This window comes from Pseudomonas sp. A34-9 (genome assembly GCF_029543085.1).
In the GTDB taxonomy this organism is placed as follows: domain Bacteria; phylum Pseudomonadota; class Gammaproteobacteria; order Pseudomonadales; family Pseudomonadaceae; genus Aquipseudomonas.
In genome coordinates this window covers 6,279,523-6,302,575 of the sequence record NZ_CP119967.1, presented here as the reverse complement: position 1 = coordinate 6,302,575, position 23,053 = coordinate 6,279,523, and the positions used below count along the sequence as shown (strand labels likewise).

The window sequence follows — 23,053 nt, the reverse complement described above, 5'->3', positions numbered from 1 at the left end:
GAGTTTCGTCAGCAGCGGTTAGCTGGCGTCAGTCGGGCAGGTAAGGCCGACGATGCGTTACAAAGCCAGGCACTGCGCTTAGACTTGAGTCGGGTTTGTTTTCCTGGGGCAAGTCCACCAATTCGGGAGAGAGTTTCATGAAGCTAGTCACTGCCATCATCAAGCCGTTCAAGTTGGACGACGTGCGCGAGTCGCTGTCCGAAATCGGCGTGCAGGGCATTACCGTTACTGAAGTCAAAGGCTTCGGCCGGCAGAAGGGTCACACCGAGCTGTATCGCGGCGCGGAATATGTGGTCGATTTTCTGCCCAAGGTGAAAATCGACGTGGCCATCGACGACAAGGATCTGGACCGGGTGATCGAGGCGATCACCAAGGCGGCCAACACCGGCAAGATCGGTGACGGCAAGATCTTCGTGGTCAATCTGGAACAGGCGATTCGCATCCGTACCGGCGAAACCGATACCGACGCGATTTAAACGCCGCCACAAACCCCAACGCCCCAGGAGAAAACAATATGACTCTGCGTAAATTCGCAGGGCTAGGAGCCCTGTTGTCCATCGTAATGCCCAGCCTTGCCATGGCGGCAGACGAAGTGGCGGCCCCAGTCCTCAATTCCGGCGACACTGCCTGGATGCTCACCTCGACAGCCCTCGTGCTGTTCATGACCATCCCCGGCCTGGCGCTGTTCTACGGCGGCATGGTTCGCTCCAAAAACATTCTTTCCGTGATGATGCAGTGCTTCGCCATTACCGGTCTGATCAGCGTCCTGTGGGTCATTTATGGCTACAGCATCGCGTTCGACACCACCGGCATGGAGCAGGGCGTCGTCAACTTCAACTCCTTTGTCGGCGGCTTCGGCAAGGCGTTCCTCGCCGGCATCACGCCAGCCAGCCTGACCGGGCCTGCGGCGTTGTTCCCCGAGGCGGTATTCGTCACCTTCCAGATGACCTTCGCGATCATCACCCCGGCGCTGATCGTCGGTGCGTTCGCCGAGCGGATGAAGTTCTCCGCGATGCTGATCTTCATGGGCATCTGGTTCACCCTGGTATACGCACCGATTGCGCACATGGTCTGGTCCGGTAACGGCGGCCTGTTGTGGGACTGGGGCGTGCTCGACTTCGCGGGCGGCACCGTGGTGCACATCAACGCCGGTGTAGCCGGTCTGATCTGCTGCCTGGTACTGGGCAAGCGCAAAGGCTTCCCGACCACGCCGATGGCACCGCACAACCTCGGTTACACCCTGATGGGCGCGGCGATGCTGTGGGTTGGCTGGTTCGGCTTCAACGCCGGTTCCGCTGCGGCCGCCAACGGCACTGCCGGCATGGCGATGCTGGTCACTCAGATCGCGACCGCTGCTGCCGCGCTGGGCTGGATGTTTGCCGAGTGGATCACTCACGGCAAACCTAGCGCACTGGGCATCGCTTCGGGTGTGGTCGCCGGTCTGGTCGCGATCACTCCGGCTGCCGGCACCGTGGGCCCGATGGGCGCACTGGTCATCGGTCTGGCGGCAGGCGTGGTGTGCTTCTTCTGCGCCACTACCCTGAAACGCAAACTCGGTTATGACGACTCCCTGGACGCGTTCGGCGTACACGGTATCGGCGGTATTCTCGGTGCGGTCCTTACCGGTGTCTTCGCTGCACCATCGCTGGGTGGCTTCGGCACCGTCACCGACATCGCCGCACAAGTGTGGATTCAGTGCAAAGGCGTCGGCTTCACTGTCATCTACACGGCGATCGTCACCTTCGTCATCCTCAAGGTTCTGGACGCAGTGATGGGTCTGCGAGTGACCGAGGAAGAAGAGTCGGTCGGCCTCGATCTGGCACAACACAACGAACGCGGCTACAACCTGTAAGTACGCGCATCAAAAAACTTGCCCGGTTCGCCGGGCATTTTTTTGCCTGGAATTTGTCATTGAAGTGAAGGCTGAAAGGATTTTTCGTACGGCTTTGGTCGTGTTTACGACGGGCGTTTTTCTGCGGCCAATGGCTTACATCATTGCAGGAATATTAGGGCCTTTGTTTTTTCCCTGAGCGCGCTAGAATGCGCCCCGAACGTGCGGAGAACTGTATGTGGCAACAGACTCTGATAACCCTGCGGGCACGGCCCCGGGGCTTTCATCTGGTAACGGACGAGTTACTCGCTGGCCTGCCTGAACTCAGGGCGTGCCGGGTCGGTCTGTTGCATTTGTGGCTGCAGCATACCTCGGCGTCGTTGACCATCAACGAGAACGCCGATCCGGCGGTCCGTCGCGACTTCGAACGATTTTTCAATCGTCTGATCCCACAAGGAACAGACGGCTATGAGCATAACGACGAAGGCCTGGACGACCTCCCGGCGCACTTCAAGGCCAGCGTGCTTGGCTGCCAGATCAGCCTGCCGGTTTCGGCAGGTCGCCTGGCACTGGGCACCTGGCAAGGCGTTTATCTGGGCGAGCACCGTGATCATGGCGGTGCCCGAAAAGTCCTCGCCACCTTGCACGGTGAAGGGGCATAACCGCTGGTCAGCAGCGGTTAACGATTTTTTAACGGCGACTTTCGACAGTTGCCAAAGCTGGTCTATAACTAATCTGCTTTTCGCAAGTCATGAGGTAGAACATGAGCGACGATGATCTGGAAAACGACGACCTCGAAGTAGGCGACGAAGACGAGGCCGAGGAAGGTCTGGAAGCAGCAGCGGAAGACGTTGCTGACGACGATGGTGGCGACGATGCGCCGGCCCCGGCTGCCAAAGGCAAAGCCAAGGCTGCGGTGTCGGTAGACGAGTTGCCGAGCATTGAGGCCAAGAACAAGGAACGCGACGCCCTGGCCAAGGCCATGGAAGAGTTCCTGTCGCGCGGCGGCAAGGTTCAGGAAGTGGAGGCCAATGTGGTCGCCGATCCTCCGAAGAAGCCGGACAACAAGTACGGTAGCCGCCCTATCTGAGGCGTGCCGCTTGCTTGCTGAAAAAGCCCGCCGTCGCTGCGGGCTTTTTCATGGGTGAAATAAAGTTATCGAAACGAATGCAATTCCCTGTGGGAGCGAGCCTGCTCGCGAAAGCGGTGGGTCAGTCAACATCAGTATTGAATGATAGAATGCCTTCGCGAGCAGGCTCGCTCCCACAGGGGGTAGTAGATCAGTTCGAGAGGGTATTCCAGCGTGCGAGCACTGCTGGCAAATCGCTCAGGCTACGAATCTCGGCATCCGGCAAGCGATCCGCTTCCCAGGCCTTGCCCGCCGGGTTGAACCATATCGCCCGCAACCCCGCCTGCTGTGCCCCGGCAATGTCATCGCCCGGATGATCACCGATGTGCACAGCGGTTTCGGCGGTGGCACCACCACGCTGTAATGCCTCGTGGAACAACCGGGCATCCGGTTTGGCGATGCCGATATCTTCGGCGCACAACGCAAACTTGAAGTAATCCGCCAGCCCTAACCGGCGTACATCAGCATTGCCATTGGTGACCACGCCAAGCGCATAGTGATTGGCGAGGATCTCCAGCACCGGCTCGACTTCAGGAAAAACTTCGATCTGATGCCGTGCATGCAGAAACACTTCAAAGCCCTTGTCTGCCAGGTCGGTTGCTTCACCATGGGCGTAACCAGCGTCTTCCATCGCATGAAACAACACCCGCCGACGCAGCGCACTGATGCGATGTTTCAGCCCCGGCTCACTGGTCAGCACCCGCTCGCGAATCGCCCACAAATGCTCCACCGGCACCGCGCCCAGGTTCGGCGCGTGTTCGCTCAGCCATTCGCGCAATACCGCTTCGGCGCTGACGATGACCGGGGCGGTGTCCCACAGGGTGTCGTCGAGGTCGAAGGTGATCAACTGGATGCTCATGAATCATCGCCTTTCATGCGTTTGGCCCGTGGGTGGGCGCTGTCGTAGACCGCCGCCAGGTGCTGGAAGTCCAGGTGGGTATAGATCTGCGTCGTCTTGATGTCGGAGTGGCCGAGCAATTCCTGCACCGCGCGCAGGTTCTGCGAGGATTCCAGCAAGTGGCTGGCAAAGGAGTGCCGCAGCATGTGCGGGTGCAGGTTCTGCCCCAGCTCGCGCTCGCCGGCCAGTTTGACCCGCACCTGAATCGCTCGCGGGCCAAGGCGCCGGCCTTGCTGGCTGACGAACACGGCATCATCAGTCGGGTTGGTCATCGCGCGCAACGGCAGCCACTGTTCGATCGCTTCGCGGGCCTTTTTACCGACCGGCAGCAAGCGCGTCTTGCTACCCTTGCCGAGCACCTGAACCATGCCATCGGCGAGGTCGAGTTGATCGAGGTTGAGTCCGGTCAGTTCGGAAAGGCGCAGGCCGGAGGAATAGAACAACTCCAGAATCGCCTGATCGCGCCGCGCAAGAAAATCATCCTCGACCGCACCTTCGAGCAGTTGCAGCGCACGGTCAGTATCGAGGGTTTTCGGCAGGCGACGTTCGCCTTTCGGTGGCGCCAGACCGGTCGCCGGATCGTGGTCGCAGAGGCCTTCGCGATTCAGATAGTGATAGAGCCCGCGCACCGCCGAGAGCAGGCGGGCGAGGCTGCGCGAGGACTGGCCCTGCGCGTGCAGGCGGGCGATCAGGCTGCGCAGACGCTGAATATCCAGCGCTGCCCAACTGTCGATGTTCTGTTTCACGCACCAACCGAGGACTTTATCGAGGTCGCGGCGGTAGGCCGACAGCGTGTGCGGCGACACCTGTCGCTCACTGCGCAGGTGTTCGCAGTAAGCGTCCAGTTGCCGTTCCATGCTCAGCGTACCGAGCGCAGAGAGCTGTTGACCCGTGGCAGCACGCGGCCCATGACTTCGGCGATGTAGCTCAAGAACAGCGTACCGACCGAACTCTTGTAGTGCTGCGGGTCACGGCTGGCGATCGCCAGAATGCCGTGGATGCCTTGATGGCTGACCGCGACGACGGCAGTGGAGCCGATCTGCTTGCGCTGTTCCTCACCGAACAAGAAGTCCAGCTCGTGTTCACGCAGGGTGCCGCTGACGCTTTTGCCTTCGGTGAGCAGGCCGCCGATGGCGACTTGCGCGTCGGCGTGGCTGACCCAGCGACCGACCGGTGCCGGGTTGTCACCGAGCAGGATCAGACTGACAAAGGGCACCTGGAAATCCTGGCGCAGACTGTCCTCGACGCTGATGACGACGTCTTCGAGGCTGGTGGCGTCCATCAGGGAGAGGATCAAACGGCGGGTCTTGTCGAACAGGCGATCGTTATCGCGGGCAACGTCCATCAACTGCGAGAGGCGATGACGCATCTCGATGTTGCGGTCGCGCAGGATGGTCATCTGTCGTTCGACCAGCGACACGGTGTCACCGCGACGATGGGGAATGCGCATCGCCGGCAGCAGTTCTTCGTGCTCGACGAAGAAGTCCGGATGAGCCTCCAGGTATGCGGCAACCGCTGCCGCCTCCAGGCTCTCGGACGCTGATTCGTCGGACTGTCGGGCGGGTACCTGAGGCTTATCGGTCATGGTTTCTGCTCACTCAAAGACGTACTTGTCCTTCGTATACACGCACTGCCGGACCGGTCATCAGCACCGGTTGGCCAGGGCCAGCCCATTCAATGGACAGACGCCCGCCAGGCAGGTCGATCAATAGCGGCGAATCCATCCACCCCTGACTGATGGCCGCGACAGCTGCGGCACAGGCGCCGGTACCGCAGGCCTGGGTTTCCCCGGCACCACGTTCCCACACGCGCAATTGCGCGCGGTTGCGGTCGATGACCTGGAGAAAACCGACATTGACCCGGGCCGGGAAGCGCGGATGGTGTTCGATTTTCGGGCCCAGCTCATGCACCGGTGCACTGTTGATGTCCTGCACGCGCAATACCGCGTGCGGATTGCCCATCGACACGGCGGCCAGTTCGACCGTGGTGCCGTCGACTTCCAGCTGATAGCTGATGGCTTGCGCCGGCGCTTCGAACGGAATGTCCGCCGGCACCAGGCGCGGGGCCCCCATGTTCACGCCGATCTGGCCATCGTTACGCACGTCCAGTTCGATGATGCCGCCCTTGGTCTCGACGCGAATCTGCCGTTTGGCGGTCAGACGCTTGTCGAGCACGAAGCGCGCAAAGCAGCGCGCACCATTGCCGCACTGCTCGACTTCCGAGCCATCGGAATTGAAGATCCGATAGCGGAAATCCACGTCCGGGTTGCTTGGCGCCTCGACGATCAGCAACTGGTCGAAACCGATACCGGTGTGCCGATCGCCCCATTGCTTGGCGTGCTTTGGCTGAATATGCGCGTGCTGGCTGACCAGGTCGAGAACCATGAAGTCATTGCCCAAGCCGTGCATTTTAGTAAAACGCAGCAGCATGGGTTACTCCGGCAGCAGGCTTTCGCCGGCAAACAGCTCAGCCACGGTTTCGCGGCGGCGCACTTCAAAAACCTGGTCACCGTCTACCAACACTTCAGCGGCACGGCCACGAGTGTTGTAGTTGGAACTCATCACAAAGCCGTAGGCACCGGCCGAATGCACGGCCAGCAGATCGCCTTCGGCCAGGGCCAATTCGCGATCCTTGGCGAGGAAGTCGCCGGTTTCGCAGATCGGGCCGACGATGTCGTATTTGCGTGCAGCGCTCTCGCGCGGCTTGACCGCGGTAACGTCCATCCACGCCTGATACAGTGCCGGGCGGATCAGGTCGTTCATCGCTGCATCGACGATGGCAAAATCTTTGTGCTCGGTGTGCTTGAGGTACTCGACCTGCGTCAGCAGCACGCCGGCATTGGCAACGATGAAACGGCCTGGCTCGAATACCAGCGCCAGATCACGGCCGTTCAAACGCTCGCGCACCGCTTTGATGTAGTCGGCAGCCAATGGCGGCTCTTCATCGCGATAACGCACACCCAAACCACCACCGAGATCGATGTGGCGCAGGTGAATGCCGCAATCGCCGAGACGGTCGACCAGATCCAGCAGACGGTCAAGGGCATCGAGGAATGGCGGAAGCGTGGTCAGTTGCGAACCGATGTGGCAATCAACGCCGACCACTTCCAGGTTCGGCAGATGGGCTGCGCGCACGTACACGTCTTCGGCGTCGGCAATGGCGATGCCGAACTTGTTCTCTTTGAGACCGGTAGAAATGTACGGGTGGGTGCCGGCATCGACGTCCGGGTTCACGCGCAGCGACACCGGTGCGCGAACGCCCAGTTCGGCGGCAACCACTTGCAGGCGTTCCAGCTCGTCGGTGGATTCGACGTTGAAGCAGTGCACGCCGACTTCCAGTGCGCGACGCATGTCGTCACGGGTCTTGCCGACACCGGAGAAGACGATCTTGTCAGCGCTGCCGCCGGCGGCGAGTACGCGTTCCAGCTCGCCACGGGAAACGATGTCAAAACCGGCACCGAGGCGGGCCAGGACATTCAGCACGCCGAGGTTGGAGTTGGCTTTGACCGCAAAGCAAACCAGGTGCGGCATGCCGGCCAAGGCATCGGCGTAAGCCAGATACTGAGCCTCGATGTGCGCGCGCGAGTAAACATAGGTGGGCGTGCCGAAGCGCTCGGCGATGGCGGACAGCGCCACACCTTCCGCGAACAGCTCCCCGCCACGGTAGTTAAAAGCGTCCATGGCGATCCCTTATTGGTAAACGTCGTGCTTGTGAGCTTTGGACGGCTGCTTCTGCGAAGACTGGGCTTGCTCGGCCGGGTCCTGATCGTCATCCGGCAGGTACAGCGGGCCTTTTTGACCACAGGCCGAAACGAGGCAGGCAACCGCGACGAGCGCAGCAAGGGAAGAGATCAGGCGCTTCATGGCGAAATCCTTGAAAATGCGTTAATTGCGCCGGAGTATACCGGCCACCCGGCAGCTTGCCTATGCGAGGGGGTTCCCGTCCGGCGGGGCTCCCGAGAAGCGCATGATTCCCTGTGGGAGCGAGCCTGCTCGCGAATGCGGTATGTCAGCCAGCCATAATGTTGAATGTGCCGGCCATTCGCGAGCAGGCTCGCTCCCACAGGGTTCGGCGTTGTATGGGGCAACGGGTGCTTGGTCGTTAATCTTTGCAATCGGCCAGAAGCGTCCGTATCTTTCGGCGCTTGAGCCTGATCAGACATTTTTTGAGGTTGCCGCAATGAGTTTGTCCGAAGCCCGTTTTCACGATCTGGTCGATGAAACCCAGGAAAAACTGGAAGACATCTTTGACGAAAGCGATCTGGATATCGACATGGAGAACTCGGCCGGTGTGCTCACCGTCAAGTTCGAAAACGGCTCGCAGCTGATCTTCAGCCGCCAGGAGCCGCTGCGTCAGCTGTGGCTGGCGGCGGTGTCCGGTGGTTTCCACTTCGACTACGACGAAGAGAGCGAACGCTGGATGTGCGACAAGAGCGAAGAGCAGTTGGGCGAAATGCTTGAGCGCATCGTCAAGCAACAGGCCGACGCTGATTTCGATTTCGAAGGTCTGTGATTTCGTGACTGACACCGCGCCCGTTCGTCCACCCAAGCCGCTTTACAGCAACATCAGCCCGGCAGTGCCTTCGCCGTGCAGCGGGGTGTGCCGACTGGACGAACAAAAGGTTTGCCTCGGCTGTTTTCGGCATGTTGAAGACATCAGAGAGTGGCGCTCGGCGGACGATCAACGCCGCCGGATCATCTGCGCCCAGGCCGCCGAACGCCGCAATTGCTCAATGTAAGAGCTACCGAAGGCTGCGATCTTTTGCGTTTAAAGATTCAAGGTCAAAAGATCGCAGCCTGCGGCAGCTGCTACAGGGCTGGCCGGGTGGGTGACTTGTATATTTTTTGAGCTGTGATAGTGTCCGAACACGCCTCAACCCATCGAGGCTTGGTGAAAACCCCGTCTTTTTTGGCGGGGTTTTGCTTTTTTTGTGTGCAGAAGAAAGGAGTCTGCCCGGATCATGACCGCACCTTCCATCACCCTTACCCGTCTGGACGTACAACGTCTGGAGCGCCTGATCGACAGCCTGGATGACTCGCTGCCGGGCGTGATTGCGCTGCAAACCGAGCTGGACCGCGCCGACACCGTGGTCGGCCACGATGAAGTGCCCGCCGATGTCGTGACGATGAATTCCCGCGTACATTGCCGTGAAGAAGGCAGTGGCAAGGACTACCACTTGACGCTGGTCTATCCCAAGGATGCCAATGCCGACGAAGGCAAGATTTCCATTCTGGCTCCGGTCGGCAGTGCGCTGCTGGGCCTGAAAGTCGGTCAGCACATCGACTGGCCGGCACCGGGTGGCAAGACCCTCAAACTGACCTTGCTCGAAGTCGAATCGCAGCCGGCCAACGGCGGTGATTTCCGCGAGTAACCCGCCTCAGACCTGTTCGAGTGCCTCGTTCAGAGCGCGCTCCAGGTCAGCCTTGTAACGCAGATACAGATTGCTTGAACTTTGCCCGTCACCGAGCAGGCCTGAAAGGTCGAGGTCGGTGATGTAGCAGCGATAGCGTTCGCTCTCGCGGCGCTGCTCGACAATCTCCCGGGCGACCACGCTGAACAGCTGGTCGCCATGTTCCAGCTCGCTGAATTCCCGTTGATTGCAATACAGGGTGACCTGCACTTCGCCCGGTGCGGCTTTGCCGACGATCGCCTGCACGTCGTAGAACGGCTTGTTCACTGGCGTCTGCGGTGCCGGCCGCGCTTCGACCCTTCGCGCGCGCCCCGGACCCGAAGGTAATAACTGGTAATACAAAGTTTCGAGGCGGCCATCGGGACCGGCGTCCATCGGTAGCACCGCTTCGCGGCGAAACAGAATTGATTGCAGGAAGCGCTGCAACGGCACCAGCAAACTCTGCTCGTCGTGATAAGGCAAATGTTGCTGCCACAGTGCGTTGAACTCATCCAGCACGTACAGCTGTGCCTGCTGTTCGGTGATCCGATAGAACACCTGAATGCACTCCGGCCGGCCCATCGGCAAAATCAGCGCAAGGTCATGTTCCTCCAGCGCCATCGGGTCCAGATGTAGCGGGCTGTAACGCGGCTGCTCTTCACCGAGGTAATCGAACAACGCCGGCAGGGTGGCGAGCGCGACGTGGTTGACCTGGCCCGGCACCAATTCCAGCACGTGATAATGCTGCTGCACCTGAATCAGGTAGCGGTGGTTCAACTCGCTGAGCAGCAGATTCTGCGCGGTGTCGACGATTTCCTCGACGCGACGGGCAATGAACTGCGCGCGGTTGTGGCAGAAACAACGCACCTTCAACGACGGTTGCAAGGGGCCGCGCGGCAGATTGTTCAAGTAATCGCGCAGGCAATCGAGCAGGGCATGCGGGCCGTCGAAGCGGTTGACCAGCACTTCGTTCCAGCTGTTGAGCGTGACCTGATCCAGCGTCAGCACGAGGTTTTCGCGCACGCCGGCGTAACTCAGCGAGTCGGTGCGCTCGGTGGTCATCAGGATGTTGAGGTCGCGGTGATGCTTGAGTGGATCAATCCCGACGTTGACCAGCATCAGCACTTCGCTCGGCACCGCTGCACGCAGCAATGGCTCTTCGGCAACGGTGGGCAAGGGCAGGGCGATGCACTGTTGCAGGCTACCGAGCAGGTTGAACAGCTCGAATTCGCTGAGGTCGCTGGTGCCGGGATGCAAAGCGAGGCGGGTGCTGCTGTCGATCACGCCGTTGCGGTGACACCAGGTCAGCAGTTCGAGCAATTCGCGGCTGCGCTTGATCGGCGCGAAGTGTTCCCACTCAAGTGCCGTGAGGCTGCCGTTATAGAGGCCCCATTGGGTCTGCCCCGGTTCCTTTTTGTTGCGCGACTGCACCAGGGTCAGGGTGTCTTCGGCCAGATCCGGGGCGATGCCGGGGTTGATGAACTCGACCTTGTCGGCCTTGCGTTCGAAGGCGGCATAGAGCCGGCGGCCGAGCACATTGAGATCACGTTTGTTGATCAGGCTGACCGTCTGTTCGGTGCGGGCGAACTGGGTGAGGAAGCGGTAGCTGTAGTTCAGCTCATTGACCAGCGCGCGGCGTTCGGCGCTGACCTGACGGACTTTCCATTGGCTGCGGCTGTCGAGCAGCGTCAGTTGCCGCTGGTCCCAATGCCATTCGCTGGCCAGCCGCTCCAGCAACGAACGTTGCCAGCTCTGGGTGCGGCTGTTGCCGGTGAGCTTGCGGTTGACCTTCAGGTACAGCGCGCGGCGCACCAGTTCCAGCCGTTCCGGTTCGTTGCGTGCGGTGAGGTATTCCTCGATGCGCCGGTACACGACCATGTACGGGTCCAGCTCATCGAGATCAAGCTGATTGGCGAACACGGCTTTTTTGAAGCGCAGGCTCAGGCACTGCACCTGCGGGTGTTCGCTGGCGTAGACCTCGGTCAGCAGCAGTTTGAGCACCGATTTGTACGGCGATTCGATGCCCTTGAACAACTGCCACAATCCGGCGCCGATGAACTCGCCGGGCGGAATTCTCGCCAGATGGCCAAGGTCGAGGGTTTCGTCGGCGCGGATAAAGCGCTTGGACAGCAGGGTATGGGTGTAGAGGTCGTAGGCGGTTTCTTCGTAAACCGGCACCAGCCACCAGATGGGTGTGCGCCCGGCCAGCCAGATCGCGGTGCGGTAAAACTCGTCCAGCAGCAGATAGTGTTGGGTGGTACCGCAGTTTTCCGAGCTGAGCCGGGTGTCGCGTTCGCCTTTGACGAAGCGCACCGGGTCGATCAGAAAGAAATGCGCCTCGGCGCCCTGGCTCGCGGCCCAGGTTTCAAGCAACTGGCATTTCTTGCTCAATTCGGCGAGTTCGCTTTCGCTCAGGTCCGGCGCGTGGCAAACCCACACGTCCATGTCACTCTGATCGGCCTGCGCCAACGTGCCGAGGCTGCCCATCAGGAACAGGCCGTGAATCGGTCGTGGCGGGTTGCTGCCGTGGCGCGGCTTGTAGGAGAACGAACGGGTCAGGCGCTGGGCTTCGGCCAGTACCGAGGCGTCCGGCTCGTAATTCGACAGGCCGGCCGGCGTAATGCCCGAGACGTAACCTGGCAGCAGCGGATGATTGACGTGGAAGAATAGTGGCAACAGCGTCAGTACGCTCTGTTGGCGTGGCGACAACCCTTCGAGGGCGCGGCCCAGGCGGCCTTCATTGAGTTTGAGAAAACGCGCGCGCAGCTGGCTGAGAACCTTGCGGTCGATGCCTTCGTCCAGGTCGGGGCGGATTTCGTGGGTGCGCGTCATGTCAGCTCAAACCGGCTCGCAGGCTCGGACGAAGAGGGTCTCGGAATGGGAGGCAGTTTAGCCTTTGCGCGGTTGGACTTTTAAGCTGAATTTGTTTTTTGACGTCAGATTTCTATCGCGGGCGACCGGGCAGGCCCGCGGAAATCCCGTGGCAGGAGTTCCCGTGGGCGACGTCAGGGGGAATCAGGCGGTTTCTTGCTCTCTCAGAATGGTCAGCACGGTTTGCACATTTTGTGCGGCGTCGCGACCGAGGCTGGTCAGATACCCGCCATCGGGCTGGTCGGTGAGTTCTTTTTCAAAGAGGCGTTTGGCGGCAGAAATATGTTTCGGGGCAGCGGTCTGATGAATTTTCAAACCTTCCTGGGAACTGTCCAGGGGAAAGAGTGCGAGGACTTCCAGTTCGGCAACCAACTCAGGGGTAAGCGACATAAGGACTCCAGACTTTCTAGGAATTGGACGACAGCGTCCCTAAGGTGAACCCGCTTTTGCGGCATGTCCAGTGCTCAGATCAGGGATTTTGTCTTGAGGCGGATTCCAGTGTAGTCGGGGCTCAGGCGCAGGGCGGATAGATGGGTGACAAATTGTGTGGGAGCGAGCTTGCTCGCGAAAGCGGTGTGTCATTCAGCGTTGTTTTTGCTGATGTACCGCTTTCGCGAGCAAGCTCGCTCCCACAGGGGGGAATGTGTTGTTACTGTTTTTCTGGTGGCAACTCAGGCAATGCACGCAGCGCCGCTTCGTACCATTCGGTATTGAAAGCGCGGTCTTCATCGAGCATCGCGTCAATTTCGCAGGCCAGCACGTGGGCCATCAGATTGAGGATCTCTTCGCGCTCAACGCCTACCAGGGTCAGCTTGTTGAAGGTCGCTTTGGCGGCTGGCGGGTTGTCGCTTTCGATCTGGTTCTCGATGGCTTCGATCAAGGTAGCCTCGGTGAACTCTTCTTCGTCGTTATCGATGTCTGTCGGCTCGCTCATGGCAGGCTCCTTAAGGAAAGGCGCCAGTTTACCTGCATTCAGGTGGGTAATGCTGCTGGCGGGAAACGCCTGAGCGATCTATAAACAGGCACTGCCCACCCCGCACGGCCTGGAGGCTATGTGATGCTCAAGCTCTACGGATTCTCTGTCAGCAACTACTACAACATGGTCAAACTGGCGCTGCTGGAAAAAGGCCTGCCGTTCGAGGAAGTCACGTTCTACCCGGCGCCGACCCCGGAATCACTGGCCATCAGCCCGCGCGGTAAAGTGCCGGTGCTGGGCGTAGACGCGGGTTTCATCAACGAAACGGCGATCATCCTCGAATACCTCGAACAGACCCAGAAAGGCACACCGCTGCTGCCGAGCGATCCGTTCGAGCGCGCGCAGGTGCTGGCGATTGCCAAGGAAATCGAGTTGTACATCGAGTTGCCGGGTCGCGCTTGTTACGGCGAAGCGTTTTTCGGTGTGACTTTGCCGGATGCGATCAAGGAAAAGACCAAGGCCGAACTGTTGCTGGGCTTTGCGGCGCTGGGTCGGCATGGCAAGTTCGCCCCGTACGTGGCGGGTGACAGCTTGAGCATCGCCGATTTGTATTTCCTCTACAGCGTGCCGCTGGCCTGTGCGGTCGGGCAGAAACTGTTCGGGATCGATTTGCTGGCTGAGATGCCACAGGCGAAAGCGCTGCTGGAGCGGCTTGAGCAGAATCCGCATGTGCAGAAGATTGCAGCGGACAAGGAAGCTGCGATGCCGGCGTTTTTGGCGATGATCGCTGCCAAGAAGTAATTTTTTTGCTGTTCTGAAGATTGCATTCGCGAGCAAGCTCGCTCCCGCAGGGTTGTGTGCTGAAACACGATTACGTGTACGACGCAAAACCTGTGTGAGCGAGCCTGCTCGCGAAGCTTTTGATCTTTAGCGGCTAGCGATCAGCGCCTGGCCACGCACCACGGCAGCCTTGACCTGCGCCGGCGCAGTGCCGCCGATATGGTCACGGGCATTCACCGAGCCTTCCAGGGTCAGCACGGCAAACACATCCTGCTCGATCTGATCGCTGAACTGACGCAGTTCTTCCAGGCTCATCTCGGCCAGATCCTTGCCAGTGTCCACGCCGTACTTGACCGCGTGACCAACGATTTCGTGGCAGTCACGGAACGGCAGGCCACGGCGCACCAGATAATCCGCCAGGTCGGTCGCGGTGGAGAAACCGCGCAGCGCCGCTTCACGCATGATCGCGTGCTTGGGTTTGATTGCCGGGATCATGTCGGCAAAAGCCCGCAGCGAATCGCGCAGGGTATCGGCGGCGTCGAACAGCGGCTCTTTGTCTTCCTGGTTGTCCTTGTTGTAGGCCAGCGGCTGGCCCTTCATCAGGGTCAGCAGGCCCATCAATGCGCCGAACACACGGCCGGTCTTGCCACGCACCAGCTCCGGCACGTCGGGGTTTTTCTTTTGCGGCATGATCGAGCTGCCGGTGCAGAAGCGGTCCGGCAGATCGATGAACTGGAACTGCGCGCTGGTCCACAGCACCAGCTCTTCGGAGAAGCGCGACAAGTGCATCATCGCGATGCTCGCGGCCGAGCAGAATTCGATGGCGAAGTCGCGATCGGAGACGTTGTCCAGCGAGTTGCCGCCCACGGCGTCGAAGCCCAGCAGTTGCGCGGTGTATTCGCGGTCGATCGGGTAGGTGGTGCCAGCCAGCGCGGCACTGCCCAGTGGCATGCGGTTGGTGCGCTTGCGGCAGTCGACCAGACGCTCGTAGTCGCGGCTGAGCATTTCGAACCAGGCCAGCATGTGGTGCCCGAAAGTCACTGGCTGCGCGGTCTGCAGGTGGGTGAAGCCCGGCATGATGCTCGCGGCTTCACGCTCGGCTTGCTCCAGCAGGCCTTTTTGCAGGCGCGTGATTTCGGCGAGGATCAGGTCGATTTCGTCACGCAGCCACAGGCGGATGTCGGTGGCGACCTGGTCGTTGCGGCTACGCCCGGTGTGCAGTTTTTTACCGGTGACGCCAATGCGGTCGGTCAGGCGTGCTTCGATATTCATGTGCACATCTTCGAGGTCGATGCGCCAGTCGAACTGGCCGGCCTCGATTTCGCCCTGAATGGTCTTCAGGCCATCGATGATGCTGTCGCGCTCGGCATCGGTCAGCACGCCGACCTTGGCCAGCATGGTGGCGTGGGCGATCGAGCCCATGATGTCGTGGCGATACAGGCGCTGGTCGAAAGTGACGGAGGCGGTGAAGCGGGCGACGAAGGCGTCGACGGGTTCACTGAAGCGGCCGCCCCAGGACTGATTGGTCTTGTCAGTGCTCATGAATTCGCTCGTATCGGCTTGAAGAAAAAAGGCGTGAAACGCTGGCGCGGATAATAACAGGGTTGCCCAGACTGTCGCTGACACCGGTCGATACGTTTTTTTCTCATTGTGTGCGCCATAGTCGGCGCTGCACCCGGGGGATTTGCGCAAGGATATTTTTCGATTGAGCAATATCGGCCCGACGAGCGTCTACAGTAGGACATAAGGGTCGGCGCGACTGCAGATCGCGCAAAGGTCTGGCCGCCGACTATAAGAAGAGGGGGGTGGGTGTAATTGTCCTTCGGCAATCCCCGTGAGAAACGCAGGAAACAGCGGGCTTTGAGCAGTACGACCCGGACACTGGCAAATATTGCTGGCCGACGTACGGCACTTTTTGGCGCTCGGGCTAGTCTTAGCGTGGATCGCGGTGACGGACGTCACTTCACCTGTCTACGCTATCCTTGTGCGAGACTCACGCAGGAATCCAGCGCAATATGAATGTCCTGATCGTTGATGACGAACCACTGGCTCGCGAGCGCCTCAGCCGAATGGTGAGCGAGCTCGAGGGTTATACAGTTCTGGAGCCCAGCGCCACGAATGGCGAGGAGGCGTTGGCACTGATCGACAGCCACAAACCGGATATCGTGCTGCTTGATATCCGCATGCCGGGCCTCGATGGCCTGCAAGTCGCTGCCCGTCTGTGCGAACGAGAAACGCCGCCCGCCGTGGTGTTTTGCACCAGCCCCGATGAATTTGCCGTGGAAGCCCTGCAGGCCAGCGCCGTGGGCTATGTGGTGAAACCCGTGCGAACCGAACATCTGCATGACGCCCTGAAACGGGCGGAACGTCCCAACCGGGCGCAACTCTCGGCCCTGACCCGTCCCGCTGCCGAAAGCGGAACCGGCCCGCGCAGCCACATCAGCGCCCGCACCCGCAAAGGCATCGAACTGATCCCGCTGGATCAGGTGGTCTATTTTATTGCTGACCATAAATACGTGACCTTGCGCCATGAGGCCGGCGAAGTGCTGCTGGACGAGCCGCTCAAGGCGCTGGAAGACGAATTCGGCGAGCGCTTCGTGCGTATCCACCGCAACGCGCTGGTCGCCCGCGACCGTATTGAACGCCTGCAACGCACGCCGCTGGGGCATTTCCAGCTGTTCCTCAAAGGGCTCAATGGTGACGCGCTGATCGTCAGCCGTCGGCATGTGGCCGGTGTGCGCAAGATGATGCAGGGCCTGTAACCCGGTCATTGCGGATTGCGCCAGTTCCTTTTTGCCGGACATGCGGGCCAGGGAGGCCGCGTCGACTCTGATTCAAGTCAAAGTGGATTTGGCTGAGCTGTTATTATCCGCCGTATCTATTCAGTACGGATTGATCCATGTCCTCTCGCGAAATCCGCATCGCCACCCGTAAAAGTGCGCTGGCCCTCTGGCAGGCCGAATACGTCAAAGCCCGTCTGGAAGCGGCCCATCCGGGCCTGCTGGTGACGCTGGTGCCCATGGTCAGTCGCGGCGACAAGCTGCTCGATTCGCCGCTGTCGAAGATCGGCGGCAAGGGCCTGTTCGTCAAGGAACTGGAAACTGCGCTGCTGGAAAATGAAGCCGACATCGCCGTGCACTCGATGAAAGACGTGCCGATGGACTTCCCGGAAGGCCTCGGTCTGTTCTGCATCTGCGAGCGTGAAGACCCGCGCGATGCCTTCGTGTCCAATACCTACACCAGCCTTGAGGCATTGCCTGCCGGCAGCATCGTTGGCACCTCCAGCCTGCGTCGTCAGGCACAGTTGCTGACCCGTCGCCCCGACCTGCAGATCCGCTTCCTGCGCGGCAACGTCAACACCCGTCTGGCCAAACTCGATGCCGGTGAGTACGACGCGATCATCCTCGCAGCGGCCGGTTTGATCCGTCTCGGTTTTGAAGAGCGCATCACCTCGGCGATCAGCGTTGATGACAGCCTCCCGGCCGGTGGCCAGGGCGCGGTCGGTATCGAATGCCGCAGCGCCGACACACAAATTCACGCCTTGCTCGCGCCGCTGCATCACGCCGATACCTCGTCGCGGGTCACCGCTGAACGTGCCCTCAACAAACATTTGAATGGCGGCTGCCAGGTACCGATCGCCTGCTACGCCGTGCTCGAAGGCGAGCAGTTGTGGCTGCGTGGTCTGGTCGGTGAGCCGAGTGGCGGCAAGTTGCTCAGCGCCGAGGCGCGTGCGCCACGCGCGGATGCCGAAGCACTGGGCGTGAAGGTGGCTGAAGATCTGCTCAGCCAGGGCGCCGACGATATTCTCAAAGCGGTGTACGGCGAGGCAGGTCACGAGTGACCAGCTGGCGCCTGCTGCTGACGCGCCCTGCGGATGACTGTACGGCGCTGGCGCAGACGTTGGCAGTGCAGGGGGTTTTCAGTAGCTGTTTGCCGCTTCTGGACATTGTCGCGCTGCCAGTCTCTGACAAAATTCGTCAGGCGATTGCGCAGTTGCCGCGTTGTAACGCGGTGATTGTGGTCAGCAAACCGGCGGCACGCATTGCGGTGGACCTGCTCGGCAGCTCGTCTTCGCTGGCGATGCCGTGGTTCAGCGTCGGTGCGGCAACCGCGCAGATTCTTCGCGATCACGGTCTCGACGTCAGCTTCCCGGCTGACGGCGATGACAGCGAAGCCTTGCTGCAATTGCCGCGTCTGCGTGAGGCGGTCAGCCAGCCCGGGGCGCAGGTATTGATCCTGCGTGGAGAGGGTGGGCGTGAGCTGCTCGCCGAGCGCTTGCGTGAGCGAGGTGCTAGTGTCGAGTATCTGGAATTGTATCGACGCGACTTGCCAGCCTACGCCCCGAAGGAGCTGTCACGGCGGATCGAAGCGGAACGCTTGAACGGGCTGGTGGTCAGCAGTGGACAGGGTTTCGAGCACCTGCGCCAAATGGCCGGTGATGCCTGGCCGACCATCGCGGCGTTGCCGTTGTTTGTTCCAAGCCCAAGAGTCGCCGAGCTGGCACGTGCCGCCGGGGCTCAAACAGTTGTGGATTGCCGCGGCGCGAGTGCCGCGGCTTTGCTGACGGCGTTACGGGAGCATCCCGTACCCGTTTTCTAATGCAAAGGATGGATACGTGAGCGAAACAGCCTTGCCTAAAGATGACGTCCAGCCTGTGATTGAAACCCAGGTTGAAACTCCACCGCCGGCCATAGAGCCGCGCCGAGGCAATGGACTGGCCATCGTCGCCTTGTTGCTCGGCGCTGCCGGCGTCGCGATCGGTGGCTGGGGTGTCTGGCAGGTCCGTCACCTGCAGACCAATACTCAGCAGCAATCCGGTGAAGTGCAGGCATTGAACGATCAGGCGCAGAGTCTGAAGCTCAATGAGCAGCGTCTGACCGAGCGTCTCGCGCAGTTGCCGGGTGCCGACGAACTTGCCGAGCGCCAGCGTCTGGTGACGCAGCTTCAGGGCGATCAACAACGCCTCAATCAGCGTCTGGAAACGGTGTTGGGCGCCAGTCGCAAGGACTGGCGCCTGGCCGAGGCCGAGCATTTGCTGCGTCTGGCCAGCCTGCGTCTTTCGGCGTTGCAGGACATCAGCAGCGCTCAGGCGCTGGTGCAGGGCGCTGACGAAATCCTCCGTGAGCAAAACGATCCCGGCTCCTTCGCCGCTCGCGAACAAGTGGCGAAAACCCTGGTGGCGCTGCGCAGCACTGCACAACCGGATCGTACCGGTTTGTTCCTGCGTCTCGGCGCGTTGCGTGATCAGGTCATCGACCTCACCGAGCTGGCGCCGGAGTACAAGGATCGCGGCGAGTCGCTGCTGGGCCTGACCGCCGACGGTGACGGCGCCAGTCGCTGGGCGCAGTGGTGGGACAAGGTCTCGCGCTACATCCGTATCGATTTCAATGCCGACAAGAATGTGCGGCCACTGCTGGCCGGGCAGAGCCTGAGTCAGGTGCGTCTGGCCCTGAGCCTGGCACTGGAGCAGGCGCAGTGGGCCGCGCTCAACGGGCAGGCCCCGGTCTACAGCCAGGCGCTGGCTGAGGCGCGTGATGTCCTCAAGGGCAATTTCAACCCGGACAATCCGCAAAGCAAAGTGATGCTCGAGCAGGTCGCCGAGCTCAGCAAGGAACCGGTCACGGTCACGACGCCGGATCTGGCCGGCACGCTGAGTGCGGTGCAAGCCTATCTTGAGCGGCGCAATGTCAATGCCGAAGAATCGGTGAAACCCTTCGCCAAACCTGCCGCCAACACCGCGCAGGAGACTACGCCATGAAACGCCTGTATGTGATTGTGTTTCTGGTGATCGCTGCAACCGCTGCACTGGGTCTGGCGATTGCCGAGCATTCCGGTTACGTGCTGGTGGCCTACAAGAGCTTCCGCTACGAGTCGAGCCTGTGGGCGACACTCGCGGTGATTGCGGTGCTGTGGCTGCTGATCTGGGGCATCAAGGCGTTGGTCGAGCTGGTCATGACCTCCACTGGCGTGGTCAATCCCTGGTCGCGCCGTAACCGCAGTCGGCGCGTGCAGGTGGCGATCGAGCACGGTCAACTGGATCTGGCCGAAGGTCGCTGGGCCAGTGCCCAACGTCATCTTTATCGAGCGGCTGAAGCCGAGCGCCAGCCATTGCTGTACTACCTCGGCGCTGCCCGCGCGGCCAATGAGCAAGGCAATTACCAAGAGTGTGATCGTTTGCTGGAGCGCGCACTGGAGCGTCAGCCTCAAGCAGAACTGGCTATCGCTCTGAGCCATGCGCAGTTGCAGACCGACCGTGGCGATACCGACGGTGCCTTGGTGACCCTGCAAGCGATGCACGATCGCCATCCGCACAATGCGCAGACGCTGCGCCAGTTGCAGCGCTTGTACCAGCAGCGCGGCGAATGGTCGGCGGTGATTCGTTTGCTGCCGGAGTTGCGCAAGGACAAAGTCCTGCCACCCGCCGAACTGGCTGAACTGGAACGCCGCGCCTGGGGTGAAAACCTTTCGCTGGCAGCGCAGCGCGAAGAGGATGGGAGCGTCGGCTTGCAGTCGCTCACGCGCGCCTGGGAGCAACTCACCTCAGCTCAGCGTCAGGAGCCGCCCCTGGTGCTGGCGTACGCCGAACAGCTGCGGCAGTTGGGTGCTCAGGTCGAAGCGGAAGCCGTGCTGCGCACCGCCCTCAAGCGCAAGTACGACAGCCATCTGGCCCGTCTCTACGGTCTGGTGCGCGGCAGCGATCCGGCCCGTCAGTTACAAACCGCTGAAGGCTGGCTGAAGGATCATCCGAACGATCCGAGCTTGCTGTTGACCCTCGGCCGTCTGTGCCTGCAAACAAGTCTGTGGGGCAAGGCGCGGGATTATCTGGAAAGCAGTCTGCGTGTGCAGCGCAATCCGGAAGCCTGCGCGGAACTGGCGCGCTTGCTCGCACAGTTGGGCGATACCGAGCGCAGCAATCAGTTGTTTCAGGAAGGCCTTGGCCTGCTGGATGAACGCCTTTTGGCGGCACCGCTGCCGGTTCTGGCTCACGCCTGAAGTGGTGAGGGGGGTTGCCCCCTCGCTTACCTTTTGTGGCTGAAATTTCAACTTCAGTAAGCGCTTGAGGCGAAGTCCTACAGCGGGTTGCACCGATTCCTATCGAACCTGTCGGGTTTTCCCTACACCTCTGGTGAACTGTCGGCAGGGCCTTGCCTTGAAAGGCTGACACGCTTTCCTCTACCGTAACCGTCTGTCTCTACTGTTACGGAAAAGCCATGTCGTTGGCCTGCTCACGCTCCTTGTTCTTCATGGCTTTCACTGCGGGGGCCTTTGCTCTGGGAGCTTCCTATTATCTTGAATATGCTGTCGGTCTGACGCCGTGCAGCCTGTGCCTGGTGCAGCGTCTGTTCCTTACGCTACTGTGCGTGTCCAGTGGTGTGGCAGCGGTGCATGGCCCCAAGCGTGTTGGTTTGTGGTTTTACTGGCTGTTGACCCTGGGCGCGAGCCTGGGAGGCACCACGGCGGCCTGGCGGCAGGTATTGATACAGAGCGATCCGGTGCTGCAACTGCTCAATTGCACGCCTGCCACGGATACATTGTTCAGTGGCCTGCCCTGGATCTGCGCCTTGCAAAAAATGTTCAGCGGTGGCGCCGATTGTGCGGAAATTTCCTGGACGCTGTTTGACCTGAGCATCCCGGAGTGGAGCCTGCTGTTCTTCGTCGCGGTCTCGATTCTGGCGGTGTATCAATTGTTGCGGCTGGTCTGGAGTGCTCTGCAACGCCCGCTCAGCGGCGAAGCGTCGCACTCGGTGCTGCTGCGGGATTAAACACTTGTATGAACTTTATCTCCTGCGTACCTTGAAGCCATAGGCGTGCGGGCATAATCTGGCCCGCACGTGTCATTGGATTTATGTTGCTCGATGACGCTCTGCCCGGCCGTCCCCCAAGCCAAAATCAAAAGAGGGGCGCGGGTGTAGAGCAGCATGACCCACAAGGGAAGAGAGATCGCCATGCTCGAAAGTTGTCAGAATGCTCAGGAACGTTGGGGTGGAGTTCATCTGCTGATCGACCGCTGGTTGCAAGAGCGTGAAGAGCTGATCGGTGCCTACGACAAACTCGGTGCGCAGCCTGAGTCGTTGGCCGAGAACCGCAAGCCCTTGCAGGAATTCTGCGGCGTGCTGGTCGATTACGTCTCGGCCGGGCACTTCGAGATCTACGAACAGCTGACGGGCGAAGCCAAGGCGTTCAACGACAAGCGTGGCCTCGAACTCGCCGAGACCCTCTATCCACGCATCGATGTCATCACCGAAAAGCTGCTCGCTTTCAACGACCTGTGCGATGAAGGCAAATGCGTAGCCGAGAAATTCAAGGAGCTCGGCGGTCTGCTGCACGAGCGCTTCGAGCTTGAAGACTGCTTGATTGAAGTGCTGCACACAGCGCACAAGGAAGAAGATCCGGTTCAGGCCTGATACTTTTCTTTGATCCAAAAAAACGGTGCGCCCCAGGCGCACCGTTTTTTATTGCCTGTTCAACTCGTCGCGCCACGCAATTCGACTTCGAACACCAGCGGTGTGAACGGTGCGATCAGGTCGCCGGCGCCGTCGGCGCCATAGGCCTGATCCGATGGAATCACCAGTCGCCATTTCGCACCCACCGGCATGTTCTGCAACGCGGTGCGCCAACCGGCAATCACACTGTCGAGATTGAACCATTGCGGCTGAGTGTTCTGATCGAACACGGTGCCGTCGGGTAGTCGGCCGACGTACAGCACCTGCACTTTTCCATCAGGGCCGGCCTTGGTCCCCGTGCCAGGTGTCAGCTCGGTGAGCAGGATGCCATCGGCCAGTTCCTTCACGCCCGGTTTGGCTTTTTCAGCGGTGAGAAAACGCTGCTCGTTTTCCATCGCCGCATCGCTTGAAGGCTGTGCAGAGTGTTCGGCATTTTGCGCTTCATGATCGGCCAGAATCTGCTCGATACGTGCTTCGCTCAGCGCCAGCGGCTTGCCTTGATAGGCTTGCTGCAAGCCATCGATCAGCGCCTGAATCTGCAGTTGCGGGACTTCCTGGCGCAGCCGTTCACCGAGGCTGGCACCGAGGCTGTAGGCCAGATCGTGAGCATCGTTCGCGGTGGTTTTTTCGTCCGCGTGAGCGGCCGTAAAAATCATGCAGAGGGATAAAAAAAAGTAGCGCGACATGGGCACTCTCCGTCCTGAGATGCGGTGGATTATGCCAGCGCGAAGGTCTGCAACGGTGAACTGCTTTTGACTTCGCGCAGAACATTTTCGATCCGGTGCAACGCAACGC

Annotated in this window: 26 protein-coding genes; 15 read left to right on the top strand and 11 right to left on the bottom strand. The window is 60.5% G+C overall.

All coding sequences use genetic code 11. The annotated features are described in order from the left end of the window. Positions 1-137 precede the first annotated feature (137 nt). From glnK to sutA, 4 genes are all read left to right on the top strand, one after another. A complete protein-coding gene (glnK, locus tag P3G59_RS28385) occupies positions 138-476 on the top strand; it encodes a P-II family nitrogen regulator (RefSeq protein ID WP_002555808.1) in 339 nt (112 codons plus the stop codon). Between the two features lie 38 nt (positions 477-514). After that, positions 515-1,852 carry an ammonium transporter gene (locus P3G59_RS28380; RefSeq protein ID WP_277759816.1) on the top strand — a complete coding sequence of 446 codons (1,338 nt, stop codon included), beginning with the start codon at positions 515-517 and terminating at the stop codon, positions 1,850-1,852. Positions 1,853-2,067: 215 nt separating this feature from the next. Beyond that, the gene (locus P3G59_RS28375; RefSeq protein WP_034152034.1) at positions 2,068-2,493 is read left to right on the top strand and encodes a secondary thiamine-phosphate synthase enzyme YjbQ; all 426 of its coding nucleotides are present in this window, start codon (positions 2,068-2,070) and stop codon (positions 2,491-2,493) included. 101 nt (positions 2,494-2,594) lie between these two features. Then, positions 2,595-2,921 carry a transcriptional regulator SutA gene (sutA, locus tag P3G59_RS28370; RefSeq protein ID WP_116028492.1) on the top strand — a complete coding sequence of 109 codons (327 nt, stop codon included), beginning with the start codon at positions 2,595-2,597 and terminating at the stop codon, positions 2,919-2,921. A gap of 190 nt (positions 2,922-3,111) precedes the next feature. On the opposite strand, the gene P3G59_RS28365 is transcribed toward sutA, so the two are convergent. From P3G59_RS28365 to P3G59_RS28340, 6 genes are read right to left on the bottom strand one after another with little or no spacing between them, the layout of a single operon-like run. Next, entirely contained in the window at positions 3,112-3,819 is a 708-nt protein-coding gene (locus P3G59_RS28365; protein WP_277759815.1) for an HAD-IA family hydrolase, read from the bottom strand. Further along, positions 3,816-4,715 (bottom strand): tyrosine recombinase XerC, encoded by a 900-nt coding sequence (xerC, locus tag P3G59_RS28360; protein ID WP_277759814.1) that lies wholly within the window; start codon positions 4,713-4,715, stop codon positions 3,816-3,818. Before xerC ends, P3G59_RS28365 begins: the two co-directional genes overlap by 4 nt. A 2-nt stretch (positions 4,716-4,717) precedes the next feature. Continuing rightward, a complete protein-coding gene (locus P3G59_RS28355) occupies positions 4,718-5,443 on the bottom strand; it encodes a DUF484 family protein (RefSeq protein ID WP_277759813.1) in 726 nt (241 codons plus the stop codon). A 13-nt stretch (positions 5,444-5,456) separates the two neighbouring features. Next, on the bottom strand, positions 5,457-6,287 hold the full coding sequence (gene dapF / locus P3G59_RS28350; RefSeq protein WP_008084573.1) for a diaminopimelate epimerase: 831 nt from the start codon (positions 6,285-6,287) through the stop codon (positions 5,457-5,459). 3 nt (positions 6,288-6,290) lie between these two features. Continuing rightward, a complete protein-coding gene (lysA, locus tag P3G59_RS28345; RefSeq protein WP_277759812.1) occupies positions 6,291-7,538 on the bottom strand; it encodes a diaminopimelate decarboxylase in 1,248 nt (415 codons plus the stop codon). A gap of 9 nt (positions 7,539-7,547) precedes the next feature. After that, positions 7,548-7,721, bottom strand: a complete 174-nt coding sequence (locus P3G59_RS28340; RefSeq protein WP_007911098.1) for a lipoprotein — start codon at positions 7,719-7,721, stop codon at positions 7,548-7,550. Positions 7,722-8,037: 316 nt separating this feature from the next. On the opposite strand from P3G59_RS28340, the gene cyaY reads away from it, so the two are divergent. The 3 genes from cyaY (at position 8,038) to rnk (ending at position 9,229) form a co-directional block, all read left to right on the top strand. Continuing rightward, positions 8,038-8,370 carry an iron donor protein CyaY gene (cyaY, locus tag P3G59_RS28335; protein ID WP_236427729.1) on the top strand — a complete coding sequence of 111 codons (333 nt, stop codon included), beginning with the start codon at positions 8,038-8,040 and terminating at the stop codon, positions 8,368-8,370. A gap of 4 nt (positions 8,371-8,374) precedes the next feature. Next, positions 8,375-8,596 (top strand): DUF1289 domain-containing protein, encoded by a 222-nt coding sequence (locus P3G59_RS28330; RefSeq protein ID WP_277759811.1) that lies wholly within the window; start codon positions 8,375-8,377, stop codon positions 8,594-8,596. 222 nt (positions 8,597-8,818) lie between these two features. After that, a complete protein-coding gene (gene rnk / locus P3G59_RS28325; RefSeq protein WP_103302553.1) occupies positions 8,819-9,229 on the top strand; it encodes a nucleoside diphosphate kinase regulator in 411 nt (136 codons plus the stop codon). Between the two features lie 6 nt (positions 9,230-9,235). Here rnk and P3G59_RS28320 read toward each other — a convergent pair whose 3' ends face one another. The 3 genes from P3G59_RS28320 to P3G59_RS28310 all read right to left on the bottom strand — a co-directional run bounded on the left by P3G59_RS28320 (position 9,236) and on the right by P3G59_RS28310 (position 13,052). After that, a complete protein-coding gene (locus P3G59_RS28320; protein WP_277759810.1) occupies positions 9,236-12,079 on the bottom strand; it encodes a class I adenylate cyclase in 2,844 nt (947 codons plus the stop codon). 183 nt (positions 12,080-12,262) lie between these two features. Then, positions 12,263-12,508, bottom strand: a complete 246-nt coding sequence (locus P3G59_RS28315) for a TIGR02647 family protein (protein WP_277759809.1) — start codon at positions 12,506-12,508, stop codon at positions 12,263-12,265. Between the two features lie 259 nt (positions 12,509-12,767). Next, the gene (locus P3G59_RS28310; protein WP_277759808.1) at positions 12,768-13,052 is read right to left on the bottom strand and encodes a hypothetical protein; all 285 of its coding nucleotides are present in this window, start codon (positions 13,050-13,052) and stop codon (positions 12,768-12,770) included. A 123-nt stretch (positions 13,053-13,175) separates the two neighbouring features. Here P3G59_RS28310 and P3G59_RS28305 point away from each other — a divergent pair, with 123 nt between their 5' ends. Beyond that, a complete protein-coding gene (locus P3G59_RS28305) occupies positions 13,176-13,835 on the top strand; it encodes a glutathione S-transferase (RefSeq protein ID WP_277759807.1) in 660 nt (219 codons plus the stop codon). Positions 13,836-13,961: 126 nt separating this feature from the next. On the opposite strand, the gene argH is transcribed toward P3G59_RS28305, so the two are convergent. Then, complete coding sequence (argH, locus tag P3G59_RS28300) at positions 13,962-15,356, bottom strand: argininosuccinate lyase (RefSeq protein WP_007911110.1); 1,395 nt, start codon at positions 15,354-15,356, stop codon at positions 13,962-13,964. A gap of 473 nt (positions 15,357-15,829) precedes the next feature. On the opposite strand from argH, the gene P3G59_RS28295 reads away from it, so the two are divergent. The 7 genes from P3G59_RS28295 (at position 15,830) to rsd (ending at position 22,219) form a co-directional block, all read left to right on the top strand. Next, a complete protein-coding gene (locus P3G59_RS28295; protein WP_007911111.1) occupies positions 15,830-16,576 on the top strand; it encodes a LytTR family DNA-binding domain-containing protein in 747 nt (248 codons plus the stop codon). A gap of 137 nt (positions 16,577-16,713) precedes the next feature. Beyond that, a complete protein-coding gene (gene hemC, locus P3G59_RS28290; protein WP_277759806.1) occupies positions 16,714-17,655 on the top strand; it encodes a hydroxymethylbilane synthase in 942 nt (313 codons plus the stop codon). Next, complete coding sequence (locus tag P3G59_RS28285) at positions 17,652-18,413, top strand: uroporphyrinogen-III synthase (RefSeq protein ID WP_277759805.1); 762 nt, start codon at positions 17,652-17,654, stop codon at positions 18,411-18,413. The genes hemC and P3G59_RS28285 overlap by 4 nt, the downstream gene beginning before the upstream one ends. A gap of 16 nt (positions 18,414-18,429) precedes the next feature. Next, positions 18,430-19,572, top strand: a complete 1,143-nt coding sequence (locus P3G59_RS28280; RefSeq protein ID WP_277759804.1) for a uroporphyrinogen-III C-methyltransferase — start codon at positions 18,430-18,432, stop codon at positions 19,570-19,572. Then, on the top strand, positions 19,569-20,807 hold the full coding sequence (locus tag P3G59_RS28275) for a heme biosynthesis protein HemY (protein WP_277759803.1): 1,239 nt from the start codon (positions 19,569-19,571) through the stop codon (positions 20,805-20,807). Before P3G59_RS28280 ends, P3G59_RS28275 begins: the two co-directional genes overlap by 4 nt. Positions 20,808-21,025: 218 nt before the next feature. Next, positions 21,026-21,577 carry a disulfide bond formation protein B gene (locus P3G59_RS28270; RefSeq protein ID WP_277759802.1) on the top strand — a complete coding sequence of 184 codons (552 nt, stop codon included), beginning with the start codon at positions 21,026-21,028 and terminating at the stop codon, positions 21,575-21,577. A gap of 183 nt (positions 21,578-21,760) precedes the next feature. Further along, the gene (gene rsd / locus P3G59_RS28265) at positions 21,761-22,219 is read left to right on the top strand and encodes a sigma D regulator (protein WP_277759801.1); all 459 of its coding nucleotides are present in this window, start codon (positions 21,761-21,763) and stop codon (positions 22,217-22,219) included. A 59-nt stretch (positions 22,220-22,278) separates the two neighbouring features. Here rsd and P3G59_RS28260 read toward each other — a convergent pair whose 3' ends face one another. Beyond that, positions 22,279-22,944: an FKBP-type peptidyl-prolyl cis-trans isomerase gene (locus P3G59_RS28260; RefSeq protein WP_277759800.1), complete on the bottom strand. Its 666-nt coding sequence runs from the start codon at positions 22,942-22,944 to the stop codon at positions 22,279-22,281. Between the last annotated feature and the right edge of the window lie 109 nt (positions 22,945-23,053).

Coding starts and splice junctions, on each gene's coding strand:
- glnK (WP_002555808.1), top strand. CDS start 138: ATGAAGCTAGTCACTGCCATCATCAAGCCGTTCAAGTTGGACGACGTG.
- P3G59_RS28380 (WP_277759816.1), top strand. CDS start 515: ATGACTCTGCGTAAATTCGCAGGGCTAGGAGCCCTGTTGTCCATCGTA.
- P3G59_RS28375 (WP_034152034.1), top strand. CDS start 2,068: ATGTGGCAACAGACTCTGATAACCCTGCGGGCACGGCCCCGGGGCTTT.
- sutA (WP_116028492.1), top strand. CDS start 2,595: ATGAGCGACGATGATCTGGAAAACGACGACCTCGAAGTAGGCGACGAA.
- P3G59_RS28365 (WP_277759815.1), bottom strand. CDS start 3,819: ATGAGCATCCAGTTGATCACCTTCGACCTCGACGACACCCTGTGGGAC.
- xerC (WP_277759814.1), bottom strand. CDS start 4,715: ATGGAACGGCAACTGGACGCTTACTGCGAACACCTGCGCAGTGAGCGA.
- P3G59_RS28355 (WP_277759813.1), bottom strand. CDS start 5,443: ATGACCGATAAGCCTCAGGTACCCGCCCGACAGTCCGACGAATCAGCG.
- dapF (WP_008084573.1), bottom strand. CDS start 6,287: ATGCTGCTGCGTTTTACTAAAATGCACGGCTTGGGCAATGACTTCATG.
- lysA (WP_277759812.1), bottom strand. CDS start 7,538: ATGGACGCTTTTAACTACCGTGGCGGGGAGCTGTTCGCGGAAGGTGTG.
- P3G59_RS28340 (WP_007911098.1), bottom strand. CDS start 7,721: ATGAAGCGCCTGATCTCTTCCCTTGCTGCGCTCGTCGCGGTTGCCTGC.
- cyaY (WP_236427729.1), top strand. CDS start 8,038: ATGAGTTTGTCCGAAGCCCGTTTTCACGATCTGGTCGATGAAACCCAG.
- rnk (WP_103302553.1), top strand. CDS start 8,819: ATGACCGCACCTTCCATCACCCTTACCCGTCTGGACGTACAACGTCTG.
- P3G59_RS28320 (WP_277759810.1), bottom strand. CDS start 12,079: ATGACGCGCACCCACGAAATCCGCCCCGACCTGGACGAAGGCATCGAC.
- P3G59_RS28315 (WP_277759809.1), bottom strand. CDS start 12,508: ATGTCGCTTACCCCTGAGTTGGTTGCCGAACTGGAAGTCCTCGCACTC.
- P3G59_RS28310 (WP_277759808.1), bottom strand. CDS start 13,052: ATGAGCGAGCCGACAGACATCGATAACGACGAAGAAGAGTTCACCGAG.
- P3G59_RS28305 (WP_277759807.1), top strand. CDS start 13,176: ATGCTCAAGCTCTACGGATTCTCTGTCAGCAACTACTACAACATGGTC.
- argH (WP_007911110.1), bottom strand. CDS start 15,356: ATGAGCACTGACAAGACCAATCAGTCCTGGGGCGGCCGCTTCAGTGAA.
- P3G59_RS28295 (WP_007911111.1), top strand. CDS start 15,830: ATGAATGTCCTGATCGTTGATGACGAACCACTGGCTCGCGAGCGCCTC.
- hemC (WP_277759806.1), top strand. CDS start 16,714: ATGTCCTCTCGCGAAATCCGCATCGCCACCCGTAAAAGTGCGCTGGCC.
- P3G59_RS28275 (WP_277759803.1), top strand. CDS start 19,569: ATGAAACGCCTGTATGTGATTGTGTTTCTGGTGATCGCTGCAACCGCT.
- P3G59_RS28270 (WP_277759802.1), top strand. CDS start 21,026: ATGTCGTTGGCCTGCTCACGCTCCTTGTTCTTCATGGCTTTCACTGCG.
- rsd (WP_277759801.1), top strand. CDS start 21,761: ATGCTCGAAAGTTGTCAGAATGCTCAGGAACGTTGGGGTGGAGTTCAT.
- P3G59_RS28260 (WP_277759800.1), bottom strand. CDS start 22,944: ATGTCGCGCTACTTTTTTTTATCCCTCTGCATGATTTTTACGGCCGCT.